Source organism: Novipirellula methanifontis, from assembly GCF_052161655.1.
GTDB lineage: Bacteria > Planctomycetota > Planctomycetia > Pirellulales > Pirellulaceae > Novipirellula.
In genome coordinates, this window is record NZ_CP197418.1 from 3949586 (window position 1) to 3965326 (window position 15741).

Consider the following 15741-nt stretch of genomic DNA (forward strand, 5'->3'; position numbering starts at 1 on the left):
ATCCGCTCGATTGCGGTGACGCCAATCGATATCTGACTGACGACGCTTTCGGCGTCGCTCAAAAATTTTGCGATGATGAAACACCGTGCCACTATCCTGTTTGCTGCTCTGGTTATCGCGTTCTCGCTGTATGCTATGATTCGCTATGTGGTGAATATCCCTGCTGACAAACTCGGGCAGGACGCGATTGACTATGTACAGCTGCACGGAAATGTCCAGTACATGACTGACCTCGGTCCTGGTGGCAATCCTCGCCCCGTTGACGTTACTGGCGTATTCCTGGTTGAGGGTTCTGTCAACCCAACAACGATTGGACTGCTTCGTCATTTGCCAAACCTTGAGACCATTACGATCGGACCTGATGTTCGATTTATTCCGATTGGCTCGCCCCCCGAAGACTATCCAGTATTGACCGACGGTGCAGCTTCCGAGCGGGCGTTGCTGCAAAAATCCTTTCCATCGTTAACTGTCCGTCTCGCTGAGACGTCTAGGAAGTAAATCGGATAACCTCGCTCAACGGCGTTCCTATGAAAGTTCGTACAAAGCGACTGCTCATCGCTGTAATCGCACTGGGCCTGATATGCTGCTCAATTGCTGGGTGGACCACAATCAAAGTACTTGCTTGGGCTCGTGATCTTCCGAACCGTATCGTGATTGATGGCGATGGACTGGCCGATGCGTTTGGTTCCGCGGTTGTCCTGGCGTATCACGAAGGTCTAATCAACGGCGATACTCAAACGCAAAGCCAAATCATTCGTGACTTTATCACTTTGGTTGGCAACGATGTCGCTGCTGAAGAATGGATACGGACGGAATACTCAGAAGACCTTCAACAGCTAACTTCATCACCTAACGCTGACGTTGCTGCTCTCGCTACCGAGTTACTCACATTGCTGTCTGAACCTGTAGACGCTGAGGAAGAAAGGAGGGCAAGTTCCGATAACGAGTAAATGGAACGGCGGAATTGAAATATCGGTACCTGGCCTCCTTGCCTCTCTCAAACAGATGTAGCGATTGACACGTTTTGCCACTTCGATGATTGCCTGTGCCTTTCTAATTTGTAGATTGGTGCCGCGACTATTAATCGCACATCAATGACAATCCGTTGGCCGTGCAACCGTACGCTGCAAGGGTCCTGAAATTTTCGTCTGTTCGCCGCGGCCCGGTGAACAGACGCGTTCGTCAACTACAACTCGTGAGAAACAATGCCACAAAACCTATCGTATTTTGCCTTTGTGGCGTTGACTTGCCTAAACGCATTGGGATGCACAGGGTCCACAGTGCCGCCGAAAGGTACAAGTATCACCGGCGAGTCTGGAGGATGTGGCGACTTCATCGCTTACCGATTCAATCAGTCTCGAACATCGGCCGTCGTCATTACAGTCGATGGAGACCAACTGAAACTGTCGGAGGAACCGACGCTGATTGATCTTGGGCCGGAGACAACCGGTATTCGCATCGAAGTATATCAGTTTAAGCATCCGGCTGGCACGTACTTTTGTGATGATGTAGGCGGAGATCCAGAGCCGATTGCCAAATGGACGGTCACTGGCGGAAACGTCAGGGTAATTCGCAAAGCAGCTCAGCCGCCGGCGAGTCTGTCGATTGCTACTCACAAAGTTTCCGTTGTTTTGAAGAACGCTACAATAATGCACAACAAGACGAGTGCGGTCGCAGACTTTGGCGACGTTCGGCTCGATGATGTTTGGGTAGGATGGTACGCTGGATGAATTCCCAAATACTTGCGTGAAGCGGAGCGGCGTAATTTGGAACCGACGCCTAACCTCGCCGTCCGGCTACGCAATGTGTTATCCGAGTGAAATCTCAAACTGAAGGTGTAGCGATTCCTCAACTCATTCTGCTGACTGCAATCACACTTGCTTGCCTCTGGATCGTGGGCGAGGCGATGGACAAGCCCGCAATTCGGCGAATCGCAGGTCCGCTGTTCGTCGCCATTGTCGTCGCCATCGCATATGGCGCGGCGGCGTTACGCACTTCGTTTGACGATTCGATCCGACACTCCGGTGCGACGAAGGACTTCGTCGCAGCACTTGTCAATGCGATCGATCGCGGCGATGTCGACGCCGCACACGCAGAGTTACGTCGATTTGACGCTGAATCGATCGAGACTTATGAGGGTGGCGCTTTCCTACGATGGTTACGCGAACCCGTTGAACGACTGAGTACTAACGGTCAGGCGGCTGTCTCGCCAGCGTCCGAAGTAACTAACGCACCAAGCGGCGAGTAACCTGAGAATTGCACGCCAGTCGCCGAGTCGTGTTTATCAGCAATCTTCGATCACTCACGGCGACCGCGTGGTCGCCGTGAGTGATCGGATCGTACGGTTTTGGCATCGGATTTCCGCATGACAGGGTTCGCATACATCGCCGGATTTCTCGTCTTTTGCTTGTTCGCGTGCTTCGTCGTTTTTGTCGGACGCGTCGTTATTAATGGCGTGCTTGAACGACCTTCGGGATTGCTCCGCGAATGGCACCGAACCATTCCCCATTCTGGTTCCGACGCATCTTTCCCGTCGTCGTACGAGCAATGGGATGCAGCTGTCGCGATACTTGACGTTGATGCGAAGCTGATCCGTGAATGGCACTCACCCTACACATACGGGGATGGCGTCTATCGCGAGTACCGAATCGACGATACTTATGTGCTGATCGAACTTGACCGTCTAAATGGATTTACCATTTCGGGCAAACGGGCCGTTGCTGAGCCACTATCGGAGCAAATTGAGAGCGAGGCCAAGGTCTGATTGACGCGCGGGTGTGAATCCCGCCTCGGTAAGTGCAAGCCAGGAGACTAGTGCTGCGTCGCAGCTAAGAATTGGGGTTGGTGGTAGCGGAAGTCGTCAAGACTTTTGGTGTATTTGCCCGCCGATCCGAAACTCTCGCGCGAGTTCCACTACCCTAAAAGTAAGCTGCGACGCAGCACTAGGTTAGGAATTGGGAGCCAGATGCTGTAACGCGGCACGGTCGGATCTGAGAGAGGGCGAGGTCAATGAGGCACAGTTAGAATCTTCTAATAGCGATTAAAGAAAACGGTGGCACACAGGGAATGCAAACCTTAACCTAAACAATAGAGACCTCGGTCGACTCGCCCAGAGTGGTCGACAGCGAAAGTGTTGGAATCTGAGTCCTTGGCGGAAGCCCGGCTAGATCGGTTCCAGCTTTTTCCAATACTCAATTCCCATGCTGAAGGTTCATTCATGGCTACTATTTCTGGGCGAACCGTCTTAATCCATTTGGCCGCCGCCCTCGTTGCGTGCTTGGCCTTTGGCGTCGCTGCACGCTGCGAGGATAAGCCCGGCTTACCCGACGCGACTATTCAGTCGGACAGTGTGGCCGACCGAACTATCGTTGCTCGTGACTTGTCCGAGTTCCGCGCTGCGACTGAAATGCCGGCGGTATCACCCGCTCTTGCCGACGCGGGAAAGGATGATCTTGTAATTACTTACAGCGACATGCCTGGAACCGGCAACCTGACAGCCGTGGTGCTCAAGCCGAGGCCACGCGAGGGCGTGTACGACATTCCTGAACCTCCCACCCAAGCAAATGTGTTTCGCTTTTTGGGCGACCATTTAGAGGAAGCAGCGAAGAAAGGTGTTGGGCTGGTGCGATTTCCCCGAGGAAAGACAATCGCGATTGCTCCACCACGGATCGGAGCGTTGCATCTGAACCTCGAAGGCTTTACGGACACGGTGATCGACCTGAATGGTTGTACGCTACGATGCACCGAGCCTTCCACGGCGATCGTTATCGAAAAGTGCCACCGGATGGTGTTGAGGAATGGAACGATCCACGGCAGTTCTCTGCTCGCCACGATCGCTCGCGTCGAGCCGGATGATACCGAGGCGGGGATCCGATTTGCCGTACTTCCGGAGTATCGCGCAGCATTGGAGAAGAGTTTCGATGGTAAACCGCAATTGATCACCGTCGGCGATGCCGAACCGGCGCCGCAAGGTGGTTGGCGGATGCGAGTGGCGGGGTACAGCGAACTGTTCGTCAACCGCGGGACCAAGACCAATAATTTCGTTTATCACGAAGGCAGTTTCGTTGCAAAGTCGCCGCGGGACACCAGTCGCCCATTTGAACCTGGCAATCATGTGTGGCTTCTCCATCGTAACAATGCTGGATTTGGTGTCCTCATCAATAACGAGGACGGAAACTCGGACCTAAGTTTTGAGGACCTCGAGTTTGTCAACATTCCGGGCATGGTTATCGCGGGTGAAGTCAACCGAGGAATTCACGTCAACCGGGTCAAGTTGCGACTGGACCCGGACGATCCATTGGCTTTCTTTGCCGCGTCATCGGACGGTATCCACATCAATGGCAACGGTGGCGACGTGGTGATCGAGAACTGCGAGCTCGGCCCCAATGGCGACGACAAAATCACTAACAAAGGCAATTATTGGGCAGTTACTGCCATCGATCCAGCCACGAAGAAGATTACGGTCGAACCGCCAGTCAAGAAATCGAACATTAATAGTTGGGGTGAACCCGGACAGAAGGTCATCTTCATCCGTGGCGACTTTACCGTCATCGGGACATCAACTCTGGCAGGCGATCCGTTTCGCGACACTAGCAAGCGTCATGTGCTGGAATTGACCGAGATTCCGCCGGGCGTCGAGATCGGCACCCTGGTTGGTAACGTTGACAACGCTGGAGCACGGATGGTAGTTCGCAACAACATCTTACGCGACACTCGGGCCCAAGGGGTACTCGTGCAAACGCAGCACGTGGTTGTCGAAGACAACACGTTCGAAGGCATCGTCGGCCCCGCGGTCAAGGTCGCTCTGTCACTGAACGATTGGTACGAATCCGTCGCGACCGGAAATATTCTGATCCGGGGAAACACATTCCGTCGTTCGTCGTTAAGCCTGCGCAAGTCCCGAGATCTCATCCACCTCGATCAGCGAAACGATGGCGGCGAAGCTGTGTCGGTTATCGACAGCGTCCGGATCGAAGGGAATAAAATGGAGCATGAGTAGCCATCAACGCGTTTGCAAATTGAGTAAGAGAGGGGGGCAGGTACCGATAATGATCAACCCAAACAGCAAAAACGACGACACGGTACCTGCCCCCCATCCTCTTCGCAAGCCGGCGAAGGCGACGATCGTGCCGTCCTCGTTCTGTACCTCACGTGGCGACCCGCGAAGGACTGAGTTGGACCTGATGGTAGACGTCTAATCTGTGCCGAACCATGCGGCGAGCGTGAGGACTGGAAAGGTCTGATTGACGAGCGAGTGGTAATCCCGCCTGGAGAAGTGCTAGCCAGGAGACCAGGATGGGAGAGATGAGTCTGGATCGCATTCAAACGATCCCATCAGATTCCGTCGGCCAGTCGTTTCGTTGATCGTTTACGGCTGTGGGTGACGTGTGGGTGCCGAATGCTGTAACGCGGCTCGTCCAGGTCGGAAAGGGCCCGATGGCTAATGAGGCACGGTTAAAATTATTGTGGCACCACTTAGGGAAATTGGTGGCACACAGTGATCACTAACCTTAACCTAAGCGATAGAAACCTCGGATTACTCGCCAAGCAACGGCCAATCGCGTGTGCTTAGATCGAGCATCAACAGCGGCGGCTCGATTATCATAATTTGTCATTCGACACGTCCAGATAAAATCCTATTTCCTCTCTATTCAAACAAAGGTGCGTCTAATGCCAATCAGCGTACGACAAATGGCGACTTACCTTCTAATGCTTATTGCAACGGCTGGCGTCGCCTACGCGGAAGACGCTCGCTTTGTGCCGATTCAAACGCTGACGCCATCGCAATTGAACGAAGTGATTAACGTCAACTTGCGACAAGATTTCGGAGACGACTCTATCGAGCTTGCGATTGATCAGTCGCAATTGCGAACCGACGAGAATGGAAAGATCATTGCGATGCGTGTATCGACTCTCCCAGCCATGGGGCATATTTCGGATGCTGGGGCCGATAAGATGCTGGCTGAACGAAACGGTCCGCATTGGTTGCTAAGCAAGAAGCAAAACGGTAAACCAAATCGCGTAGCCCCCCAGGGCAAATGGAGATGGGACACGGGCATCCGCATCAAACTTCCAGCGGGATTCAATGCAAACTGACGTATGGCTGGCTCCTAAAACGTCGAGACACAAGGCAATGCACCTGCGCACCAACGAGGATTTTCATGGCGGCTGGGGTTGACCGGAACACAACGAACTCGGCAAAACAAATCTGGCATAACTAGGCGTTGCTCGCGGAGTCGCAGGCCGCGAGATTTCTGAAGTCAATGTCGTTTTCCGTATTCCGGTTAAAGCAGTCGTCATATGGTCGACGTGTAAACACAAAGAGGAACGGCACATAATGGTGTTGTCAGCGAGAGCCCAGAAGCTTGTCTCCGAAGTAACCAACGGAGAAGTGAAACTAGGCGATATTAAAAAACGTGGCAAAGAAATCAAAAAAGACCATGACTTGGCAATGGAGCTTTGGTCAACGGGCGATTTCTACCCTCGCCTTCTCTCGATTCTTATATTCGATAAGAAACTCCTGACGCAGAATGTGATTGATCAGCTTGCATCCGATATGTCTGGGCATGAGGATGAGGAACGCAACCAGCTGGCAGACTGGCTTTTGGCGAACCAGTTAATGAAAGACAAGAAAACTATTTCCCTGATGGAGAAATGGGAAAAGAATTCTTCACCCACTCTGCGTCGATTGTTCTGGTACTACCAAGCTCGCTTGCGTTGGACAGGGCAGGCTCCTCCCGAAAATAGCGCCGACTTGCTGGATTCCTTGGAGAGCGATATGGCGAACGCTGAACCTGACGTTCAATGGGCGATGAATTTCTGCGCTGGACAAATTGGTGTTCATCAGCCCAAATTCCGATCTAGATGTATCAGACTTGGGAAAAACCTTGGGCTTTACAAGGACCAACAAGTTGCAAAAACCGTACACCATCCTACCTGCCAGAGTTTATAAGGATCGAGGTCGCAAAGCGTGAATGAGACTCAGGAGTTATGGCATCCGTTCATCACAGGCTACGGGATCTTAAAGTGATGGAGATGCCGACTGGCAATGTCTGACTGACTGGCGGGTGTGAACCCACTGGCCGCTCGCCCAATGCCATCTACTTTGTTATCGGCACGGCGCGAGCCGTCCGGTTGCAGCGAGAAAAACGTTCAATTTAGGCCGGGCGGCTTTCGCCGCACCGCTGACAAAACCACCCGGTTAGTGCCAAAGTAGATGGCATTGGCCGCGCACCGTCCATCGAGAAACTGCAAGGACCTTTGGAGTAATTGCTGTCGTAGCGGAACTCGACAAGAGTTTCGACCAGCCTGGAAAATGAACGTCTTGACGACTTGCGCTACGGGAAATCCCGTCACTTATGGTGCGGGATCAGGTACTTGATCCGATCTTCCAAAGTTAACATCTGGTCATGGTGCCACGGCGGCGGCGGATTGGCTTCCGGTTGGACAACTCCGAAAAGTGCTTGGAAACTTACTCAGCGTTGTGTACTCGAATGAAATTAACAATTCAAGGTATAGCTCACTAAGCTGCCAGCGATTCCAGTTCGGTGAGTGACTCGACCGCAATTTCAAGTATGCGTTCAACATCGGCCGCAACGTCATCGCGAGAGCAACGCTTTAGCACGTCAAGCGATAGGCTTGCAGAATGCATGCGATTACGAATCGCATGCCGGCGATTGGAGGCATCTTCATTCGACACAATGTCGGGTGCATGACTTGACCATCTGTTGGCATCAAAGTCATTGCTGAACAACTCGTCGGGCATAGTAACCTCAACCAGCGTCATTTGCAGATTAACGCGACTGACGCGGATGATGACTCCAAGTTTGACGAACCGAAGGATTTCCGAGCATGGTGATGTTAGCGCAACCATTTTAATGTCTCCTTACACAGTTGGCGGATGAGGAATTGAACCTTCCGTTAGATTTTCCTCGTTTCAGCATACCGTAGCAATCACCGTGCCGATGTACTACGAGATTGATCTTAGGAAAGTCGCTGCCGCCTACCAGGCAGCCTGAATAAATGCTCAAGGTATTTGATGAGACATTCACTCGAAGCCTTCTCCGGACGGTCCGCAGTTCCCTCTTCTGTTAATGTGAAGCGAGATGAACGGCAGAGAAGTTTGCAATGAGTTCCAAGCCTCGTTCGACCAATGTTCGAACGTTGCTTCGTGTTACACGTTGCGAAATTTCCGTCAACGATTGGTGATCGCTCGCGAGGTGACAACTTTGCGCCGCAGATTGGTTGGCACAGCCTTTGCCACACCCCACCTTCGAAGGCGGTTGTTCGATCGCCAACCACTTTGGTCCTGTTGGAGAATGTTATGTATATCGGCGGCGGAATTTTGGGAACAATTTTGGTCATCCTCTTGATTGTTTACCTTGCAAAACGCGTTTAGTTGAAGCTAGCGATTGTCATCTGCCAAGACATCGAGTCATCACTCGAATCGTCAGGGTGGCAATTTTGAGTCCGCTCTCTATTCGTTTTCATAATGCGTTCGAGGCGGACAAAAGTTTTCAAAGGCCAGTGCTTGGTTCGACATTCGCATTTTGCCGTGCCCGAATCTTAAACGATTCACGATAGTAGTTTTTACGCCATCTTCCATAAAACTGAATGTCGAATATGTCCGACCTAACTTACCGTTGTCCGCTTTGCCACGAAGCTGTCAAAGTCGCGCCAGCGCTTGTGGGCGAACAAATTGATTGCCCCAATTGCCATCGTGTAATCAAGATCGATGCGCCCTCAGCCGAGTTGATCGAAGGGACAGGTGCGGATGGAGATTCGGCAGATCGAGTCGCGTCACCGCTAGATTCCGAAGAATTGATTCGGCAAGTTCATCCCGTTATGTTTCGCGCCCACCCCTTTCGGTTTTCGTTGCTTTTTATCTGCTTTGTCGTGGGAGTTTTCCTGGCGGCCGGAGGGCAGCTATTCGAGTTGCCTTGGGAAACAACGGTCGGCTGGGTCGTTGGCGGAGTATTGGCAATGATCGGTGGCGTGGGGCTAATAGTTTGGTGGATAAGTACGCGTTCGCTAACGCTCGAGGTGACGAGTAAGCGAACCAGATTGACGAAAGGGCTAATCGCCAAATCGACATCCGAGGTCCAGCATGATGATGTGCGCAATATTCAAGTTCATCAATCGATTATCGGTCGGATGGTTAATGTCGGCGCACTAGCAATTAGCAGCTCAGGTCAAGACGATTTGGAAATTACCGCCAATGGTTTGCCAGGGCCAAATCAGATTGCTGAATTGATTCGAGATCGACAGTAGTGGTCGTTCGCATCGCCTACGGTTGAGGCTCACGACTTTACCAACCAATGCTCTTCCCTTTAGTTTGCCGCGATCCGCAACGAAGCTCACTGACCCCGCGAAGTACCCTGATCGTTGGCTTTTGGCAATTTGCGTTATCTTGCTTGCTGAGATTTTGATGTGTCTCATTGGCAAGCTGGCTTTGAAACATCTTGCATCCTAATTCAAACAGGCGTGATTCAAGCGGGACCTTACTGGTCGGTGACCGCCCAGTTTTCGCAACCTCTGCCTTCATAATCTCGCGTAGAAATTATGGCCTACGAATTGCATCAACGAACTCTATTGATCGTGGGCATCAGGTATCCACAATACCTGGCCTCAAACATGGAAGCATTTTATCTATAACCGACGCATGAAGCCCCAAAGCAATGACGCTGATCCAGTCGTATCCGCTGGTGAGTCAAAACCCCTCTCTTATTCCTATTGGCTGGGTACTTTCGTTTTACGTGGGTCGGTTCTGCCACGCATCCTTCCCGATGTAATTGGCTTTGGCGTGCTGGCCGCGGCAACAGTGTTCACTAGCCAATTCGTAATGAAAAATTACGAAATGAGCTTGGCAATACCGGCAGGGCCGTTTGAGGTCGCCGGTGCGGTGTTGGGATTACTGCTGGTACTTCGATTGAATGCGGGGTACGACCGGTGGTGGGAGGCACGTAAGTTGTGGGGTGGGATCGTCAACCAATCACGCAACTTGGCAATCGCTGGGTTGGCGTACGGGTCCGAAGATCAACAATGGCGGGTGCAGTTCATCAAATGGGTTGCGGCCTTTCCTCATGTGACGCGTCGATCCCTTCGCGGTGAACGTTGCGTGCCCGAGTTGGCGCGTCTATTGACCCCCGAACAGATTGATTGGCTGCAAACCAACGAGCACATGCCTGATGCTGTCTCGCGTCGCATCGCGTCGATGCTTCACGATGCTCAGCGAAATGGCCTAAACGGGTTTGCATTTCAGGAAGCGGAACGGCAGCGAAGTTTACTAATCGACCACCTAGGCGGCTGCGAAAGAATTCTGAAGACGCCGCTGGCACGGTCGGGGGCGATTCAGGTGCGGCAGTTCATCTTTCTGCTATTGGCGTTTTTACCGCTGAGCTTGCTGCAAGATTTTGAAGGCACCTTGATCGGAGCATTGCTGGGATCGAACGAATCTCACCGTGTTTGGTTGGTTCCATTGTTCATCATGTTACTAGCTTACATGCTGCTCGCTCTGGATCGAATCGGGATGGAGTTGCAGAACCCGTTTGATACGCGGCGTGTCGACTTTTTGCCGCTCGACGGAATCTGCATGACCATCGAGAAAAACTTGCTTGAGTTGTTGCATGACGACAACCTTTATGACGACTCCGCACCGATGGTCAGCGACGTGGAACTGCCTCCGGATGCTTCGGCTCATATCAGCGATGAAGAACTCTCCGCAGACATCTCATAGGCCAGTGATTGCAACAGAAAAACAACACGGATTACTAACCAAGCAGATGCTTGAGAGTAATCGACGTTAAATAAACAATGCGACCACTTGGCCGAAAACGTTTCCGGTCACCCAAGGCAGAAATTCACGAGGCCAGGCCTCGTGAATTTCTGCCTTGGGTGATGTTCTCGCATTTTGGAAACTCCGGCCTTCCGCTGCACTCCTCAGCATACATCGGAGCTCTGGTGGCATCAGCGCTCGCCCCGCAGGTTAGCCGAGTCCTGGAACGCTCCATCCATCCCGATAGGTTCGCGAGACGAGTGAAGTGGCTTCCGGGCTGTTGGTGAACGTTTGGTTGTCGCGGTCCCAGTGAAGCCAGTCAGCGCTAACTCGATCCGCCATCGCGCCTACCAAGACGGCCTCGGTAAGCGGCCCTCCATGGCTAAAGTCGTCACACGCCTTGCGGCCTTCGACGACGGCATCGACCCAGTCATGGTAATGATCTTGCTTGGCCAAATGATGTCGACTGAGGGTGGTGGGAAGCTTCATGTGGGGCAAGGCAACCGGCATTCCGCGACGATAGTTCTTGAAAATCGTGCCCGTTTCGCCGATCCAACATGCGCCTGATTCTGGCAGCGTGTCGACTCCAGGCGGCAAGGGGATCCGGCTCGCGTCCGGTCGCATTTCGCCGTCATGCCAAGTCAACTTGACGGTATCGCCAGCAGTGATATCGCTCCCTGGGAAAACGAGTTCCACCTTCCGTTGCTTTCCCCACAACGGTCCGGTCGTGATCGGAGTCAACTGACGCACTCGCAGCGGTGCGGTCAACTTCAACGCGTCAAAACTGATGTCGAAATGGTGGCAGCCCATGTCACCCATTTCACCAACACCAAATCCATACCAGGCACGCCATGTCTGCGGATGGTAGGTGTTTGCGTAATAAGGTCGCGGCGTCTGCACGCCCAGCCAAAGATCCCAATCCAAGCTGGCGGGAACCGCGTCACCGCGGCCGCTGATGTCGGTGTTCTTGGGCCACCAACTGAGTTTCTTGTTCTCCCACAGAATCACTTCCTTGATCTTACCGATGACGCCACTTCGAATCAGTTCGACTGTGTGGCGACTCTCGATACTCGATCGACCCTGATTTCCTAACTGCGTGACGACGCCTGCCGCGGCCGCCTCTTGCGTGATCACGCGGCATTCGTGCAGTGTACTTGCCATCGGTTTTTGCAAGTACATATGCTTTTTCGCACGGATGGCGGTGACGGCGGGTGCGGCGTGCATGTGGTCGGGTGTGCCGATGGTAACCGCATCAAATTTGTCAGCATGGTCAGCCAACAATTCTCGCCAATCTCGATGTCGAGAGGCGTCAGGATGTTTGCCTGCGGCAGCGGTCAGGTAGTTCGAGTCGACATCACACAACGCGGTGATTTGGACCTTGGGATGGGATGCGACGCTGTCCATCGTCCGGCCGCCCATGCCGCCGACACCGATGCATGCAACTTGCAATTTCGAATTCAGTGAAGCGCTGCGGACGATTGCAGGACAACCGATGACTCCCACCGTAGCTGCTGCGGCGTTCCTGAGAAGCTGTCGCCGAGTTAGCGAAGAGTCGTGGATGCAGGGGGCAATTGATGACGTCAGTTTTTTCATGGTGTATTCCGAGAGAACGATACTGCGAGAACGATACTGCGTAATAGTTTGATCGCGAGATTATAACCCTTTCCTCTTTCGCATGGGGTGGCGGCGCCGAAGAGGCTTGATCCACCCTACATTATCTGCGGGACGACGAAAGAGTGACGGGTAACGGAAATGAGCAAATCAAACGGCAGAATCGAAATAACGGTAAATGAACCCCTTGCCTCTGAGCCAAGACATTGTTTGCGGCCCGGTTACCGCAGGGCCTAGGTCGTCGAATCCAACTTTTCGAGAGCCGCATTCAACTGAACGACTTCGTTATCAAGTTTCGCGAATGTCGTGGAGAGTGTATCGAGATCATTCTCCGTTGCACACAATTCTAAGGCCCGAGCTGCTTCTACGACGCCGGTTGCATCGAAAATTGCCGCAGATCCTTTGAGTGTGTGCGAGAGGCGACGGATAGAATCGGTGTCGCGGGAATCAACGGCCACGCCTAATCTAGAAATCAAATCCGTGGACTCTTGTCTTAGAACCGACGCGAGCATGCGTACCTGAGACTCATCGCCGTAACGTTCGAGCGCAAACGCGACACTGATGACTTGGCGATCACTCGATGGTTCCAACTCACTGTTTTCGTCGACAACGGCCTTTTCAACAACGGCCCTATCAGCGTCTGCCCTCTCAGCACCAGCCTGTTCAGCAAGGACTTGTTCCACCACTGCTTGTGCCGTTAGTTCGGCCGAGTCACGGTCTGAATCGTTCGAGGGACCGATTTGGTCTTCAGCGGCGAACTTTTCGATCTCTTCGAACAGCAACTTCGGTTGGATCGGTTTTGACAGATAGCTGTCCATTCCCGCTTCGAGACAGTGTTGTTCATCGCCTTTCATTGCCCCGGCAGTCATCGCGACAATGGGCGTACGTCGAATGCCCGCAGTTTCTTTTTTGCGAATGGCTTTGGTTGCTTCCAGACCGTCCATGTTGGGCATCTGAACGTCCATCAATACGATGTCAAATGCCTGTTTATCTAGAGCCGCGATAGCTTCGAGTCCATCATTGGCAACGATGACTTCGTGGCCTTGTTGCGACAATAGTCCGACGGCCACTTTCTGGTTCACCACGCCGTCTTCGACCAATAGGATCTTAAGTTTGCGATATTCATGTTTCGGTTCACCGATCGAGTTGACCTGCGATGCACGTTCACTGCCGGATATTTGTAACAGCGTCTCAAGCAGATCCGACTGTACGACCGGTTTTTGCAAGTAACGAGCGACTCCTAGTTTGCGGCAGCGTTCGACGTCACCCGCTTTCGCGCAAGTCGCAAGCATGATCGTGTGATAGGTTCCCAGCCCGCTTAACTCTTGCATCCGCGCCGCGATACCGAAGCCGTCAATGTCGAACATCAGACTATCGATGAGGACAATCCGATAAGGTTGTCCTGCTGCGGCAGCGCGTTTCAACTCTGTGATGGCGTCCATTCCGGATTCTGCGAGTGTCACTTCCATCCCCCAGTGACCCAGCAATTCATCAAGGATGCGGCGGAGGCGTTCGTTGTCGTCGACGACCAGCACCGGAATCCCGCGCAACACCGCAAGTTCGGTTTGCGGTTGTGGTTTCGTGTCGATTCCAAAGCGAGCAGTGAAGTGAAACGTGGTTCCCTGGTCGACTTCGCTTTCTACCCAAATTCGACCTTGCATCATTTCCACCAATTGGGTCGAAACAGTCAAGCCGAGACCTGTGCCGCCAAATTGCCGATTGGTCGACGGATCGGCTTGGCTGAACGATTCAAAAATGGCTTGCTGTCGGTCAGCAGGGATTCCGATACCTGTGTCGCGAACTGAAAAGTGGACGCTGATGCTGTCGTCCGAAGTTGCTATTGTCGCAACGTCGACTTCGATCTCGCCCTTCGCTGTAAACTTGATGGCATTGCCCACAAGATTCATCACGATCTGACCCAAGCGACCGGCGTCACCTACGACTGTCTCCGGCAGATCAGGATCGAAGTGGCACAACAATTCCACTCCATTGCTGCCGGCCAACGGTCCGAGTGTTCGTACGGTTTGACCGACATGATCGCGGAGACGAAAGGCACGTTGTTCCAGATCAAGTTTTCCAGCTTCGATTTTGGAGAAATCCAGAATGTCGTTGAGCAACCGAAGCAGCGAGTCGGCCGAGTTCTTGACCATGTTCAAATAGTCGCGTTGCTCAGCCGACGGAGATGTGTTGAGCAACAACTCGCTCATACCGATGATGCCGTTCATCGGAGTACGAATCTCATGGCTCATGTTCGCTAGGAATTCACCCTTGGCACGATTCGCATTTTCAGCCACTTCTTTCGCAACTCGGACTTCTTCTTCGGCCCGAACCCGCTCCGAGACATCCCAGAACATGACTTGGATGCCGCTGATGTTCCCGTTGGAATCATGTACCGGGGCTTTGAAAAACTCGAAATAAGATCGTTCGCCTTCGGCGTTCTCGAATTCTTCGACTGCTTTGACAACTTTGCCTGTTTCGACGACACGACGATCGTTGAGCGAGTATTTTTTGGCGAGTTCGGGCGGGAACAAATCACGGTCTCGTTTGCCGACCATCTGATCCAGTGTAAGACCGACCGTATTGCAGTATGTCTGATTCGCAAATAAAACCTTTCCGCTCCTGCTTTTTCGCACCACATGCATCGGCATGCTTTCGACGAGCGAGGAATAGCGTGCTTCCGATTCTCGAATTGCGGTGATGTCGGTGCCGATTCCTCCCACATAAATTGGATTGCGTTGCGAGTCATGAACAACGCTGACCCGGTCGTGCAACCAAACAACCGATCCATCGGGGCGGACGATTCGATAATCGTGTTCGATGTTTTTGCGTTTCAGCAGTCGTCCCACGCGACGCTCTACCTTGGCTCGATCGTCTGGATGGACTGCTTCAAGCCAGTAGTTGGGGGTGGACGCCAGTTCTTTCAGAGGCCGACCGTAAATCCGTTCGGCAACGCGATTGACGTAGATCAGTTGTTTTCCATCTAACGACGTCGACCAAACCAGGTGATTGGCAGCGTTGATCAGAGACTTCAGCAACTGGTCTTTTCGCGGACGTATGCTACCTCCACCGCCTCCGTCCAGCAAATTATCGTAGGATGCGCCTATGTCCACATTTCACTCGTTGATGTTTCAGTGAGCTCTAACCAGATTCATTTCAACGTCTTCCATGTCAACGTCTAGCCAACCAAGTGACTATCTCTGCAGACTAACACGATGAATCGCTGTGTACAGTATAACACCAATTCAAAGTGGATTTTGACTGGAGACTTGGGGGCGATGCATGATCTGCGGAACCCGCCGACGGTGTGAACGTCCGATTTTGGAAGCACGGCAATCTCATCAAGTCACCTCCCAAAC

At 52.7% G+C, this 15741-nt stretch carries 13 protein-coding genes; 10 read left to right on the plus strand and 3 right to left on the minus strand.

The features are described from left to right. Nucleotides 1-72: 72 nt before the first annotated feature. The 8 genes from SH528x_RS13835 (at nt 73) to SH528x_RS13870 (ending at nt 6952) form a co-directional block, all read left to right on the plus strand. The gene (locus SH528x_RS13835) at nt 73-498 is read left to right on the plus strand and encodes a hypothetical protein (protein WP_442511102.1); all 426 of its coding nucleotides are present in this window, start codon (nt 73-75) and stop codon (nt 496-498) included. A gap of 29 nt (nt 499-527) precedes the next feature. Then, nucleotides 528-950 carry a hypothetical protein gene (locus SH528x_RS13840; protein WP_442511103.1) on the plus strand — a complete coding sequence of 141 codons (423 nt, stop codon included), beginning with the start codon at nt 528-530 and terminating at the stop codon, nt 948-950. A gap of 255 nt (nt 951-1205) precedes the next feature. Further along, nucleotides 1206-1730: a hypothetical protein gene (locus SH528x_RS13845; RefSeq protein ID WP_442511104.1), complete on the plus strand. Its 525-nt coding sequence runs from the start codon at nt 1206-1208 to the stop codon at nt 1728-1730. An 86-nt stretch (nt 1731-1816) separates the two neighbouring features. Further along, nucleotides 1817-2248, plus strand: coding sequence for a hypothetical protein (locus SH528x_RS13850; protein ID WP_442511105.1), 432 nt, complete (start codon nt 1817-1819; stop codon nt 2246-2248). Between the two features lie 117 nt (nt 2249-2365). Next, complete coding sequence (locus tag SH528x_RS13855; protein WP_442511106.1) at nt 2366-2764, plus strand: hypothetical protein; 399 nt, start codon at nt 2366-2368, stop codon at nt 2762-2764. Between the two features lie 453 nt (nt 2765-3217). Continuing rightward, nucleotides 3218-4999: a hypothetical protein gene (locus SH528x_RS13860; RefSeq protein ID WP_442511107.1), complete on the plus strand. Its 1782-nt coding sequence runs from the start codon at nt 3218-3220 to the stop codon at nt 4997-4999. A 671-nt stretch (nt 5000-5670) separates the two neighbouring features. After that, nucleotides 5671-6096 carry a hypothetical protein gene (locus SH528x_RS13865; RefSeq protein ID WP_442511108.1) on the plus strand — a complete coding sequence of 142 codons (426 nt, stop codon included), beginning with the start codon at nt 5671-5673 and terminating at the stop codon, nt 6094-6096. A 241-nt stretch (nt 6097-6337) separates the two neighbouring features. Next, on the plus strand, nt 6338-6952 hold the full coding sequence (locus SH528x_RS13870; RefSeq protein ID WP_442511109.1) for a DNA alkylation repair protein: 615 nt from the start codon (nt 6338-6340) through the stop codon (nt 6950-6952). A gap of 570 nt (nt 6953-7522) precedes the next feature. Here the strand turns inward: SH528x_RS13870 and SH528x_RS13875 are convergent. Further along, nucleotides 7523-7873 carry a hypothetical protein gene (locus tag SH528x_RS13875; protein ID WP_442511110.1) on the minus strand — a complete coding sequence of 117 codons (351 nt, stop codon included), beginning with the start codon at nt 7871-7873 and terminating at the stop codon, nt 7523-7525. Between the two features lie 749 nt (nt 7874-8622). Here SH528x_RS13875 and SH528x_RS13880 point away from each other — a divergent pair. Further along, entirely contained in the window at nt 8623-9270 is a 648-nt protein-coding gene (locus SH528x_RS13880) for a PH domain-containing protein (protein ID WP_442511111.1), read from the plus strand. 391 nt (nt 9271-9661) lie between these two features. Then, nucleotides 9662-10735: a bestrophin family protein gene (locus SH528x_RS13885; RefSeq protein ID WP_442511112.1), complete on the plus strand. Its 1074-nt coding sequence runs from the start codon at nt 9662-9664 to the stop codon at nt 10733-10735. Between the two features lie 249 nt (nt 10736-10984). On the opposite strand, the gene SH528x_RS13890 is transcribed toward SH528x_RS13885, so the two are convergent. Beyond that, nucleotides 10985-12367, minus strand: a complete 1383-nt coding sequence (locus SH528x_RS13890) for a Gfo/Idh/MocA family oxidoreductase (protein WP_442511113.1) — start codon at nt 12365-12367, stop codon at nt 10985-10987. Nucleotides 12368-12618: 251 nt separating this feature from the next. Next, nucleotides 12619-15495 carry a response regulator gene (locus tag SH528x_RS13895; RefSeq protein WP_442511114.1) on the minus strand — a complete coding sequence of 959 codons (2877 nt, stop codon included), beginning with the start codon at nt 15493-15495 and terminating at the stop codon, nt 12619-12621. Between the last annotated feature and the right edge of the window lie 246 nt (nt 15496-15741).

Bases quoted from the DNA above. Each gene is read 5' to 3' on its own strand.
- SH528x_RS13835 (WP_442511102.1), top strand. From the start codon at position 73: ATGATGAAACACCGTGCCACTATCCTGTTTGCTGCTCTGGTTATCGCG.
- SH528x_RS13840 (WP_442511103.1), top strand. From the start codon at position 528: ATGAAAGTTCGTACAAAGCGACTGCTCATCGCTGTAATCGCACTGGGC.
- SH528x_RS13845 (WP_442511104.1), top strand. From the start codon at position 1,206: ATGCCACAAAACCTATCGTATTTTGCCTTTGTGGCGTTGACTTGCCTA.
- SH528x_RS13855 (WP_442511106.1), top strand. From the start codon at position 2,366: ATGACAGGGTTCGCATACATCGCCGGATTTCTCGTCTTTTGCTTGTTC.
- SH528x_RS13860 (WP_442511107.1), top strand. From the start codon at position 3,218: ATGGCTACTATTTCTGGGCGAACCGTCTTAATCCATTTGGCCGCCGCC.
- SH528x_RS13865 (WP_442511108.1), top strand. From the start codon at position 5,671: ATGCCAATCAGCGTACGACAAATGGCGACTTACCTTCTAATGCTTATT.
- SH528x_RS13870 (WP_442511109.1), top strand. From the start codon at position 6,338: ATGGTGTTGTCAGCGAGAGCCCAGAAGCTTGTCTCCGAAGTAACCAAC.
- SH528x_RS13875 (WP_442511110.1), bottom strand. From the start codon at position 7,873: ATGGTTGCGCTAACATCACCATGCTCGGAAATCCTTCGGTTCGTCAAA.
- SH528x_RS13880 (WP_442511111.1), top strand. From the start codon at position 8,623: ATGTCCGACCTAACTTACCGTTGTCCGCTTTGCCACGAAGCTGTCAAA.
- SH528x_RS13885 (WP_442511112.1), top strand. From the start codon at position 9,662: ATGAAGCCCCAAAGCAATGACGCTGATCCAGTCGTATCCGCTGGTGAG.
- SH528x_RS13890 (WP_442511113.1), bottom strand. From the start codon at position 12,367: ATGAAAAAACTGACGTCATCAATTGCCCCCTGCATCCACGACTCTTCG.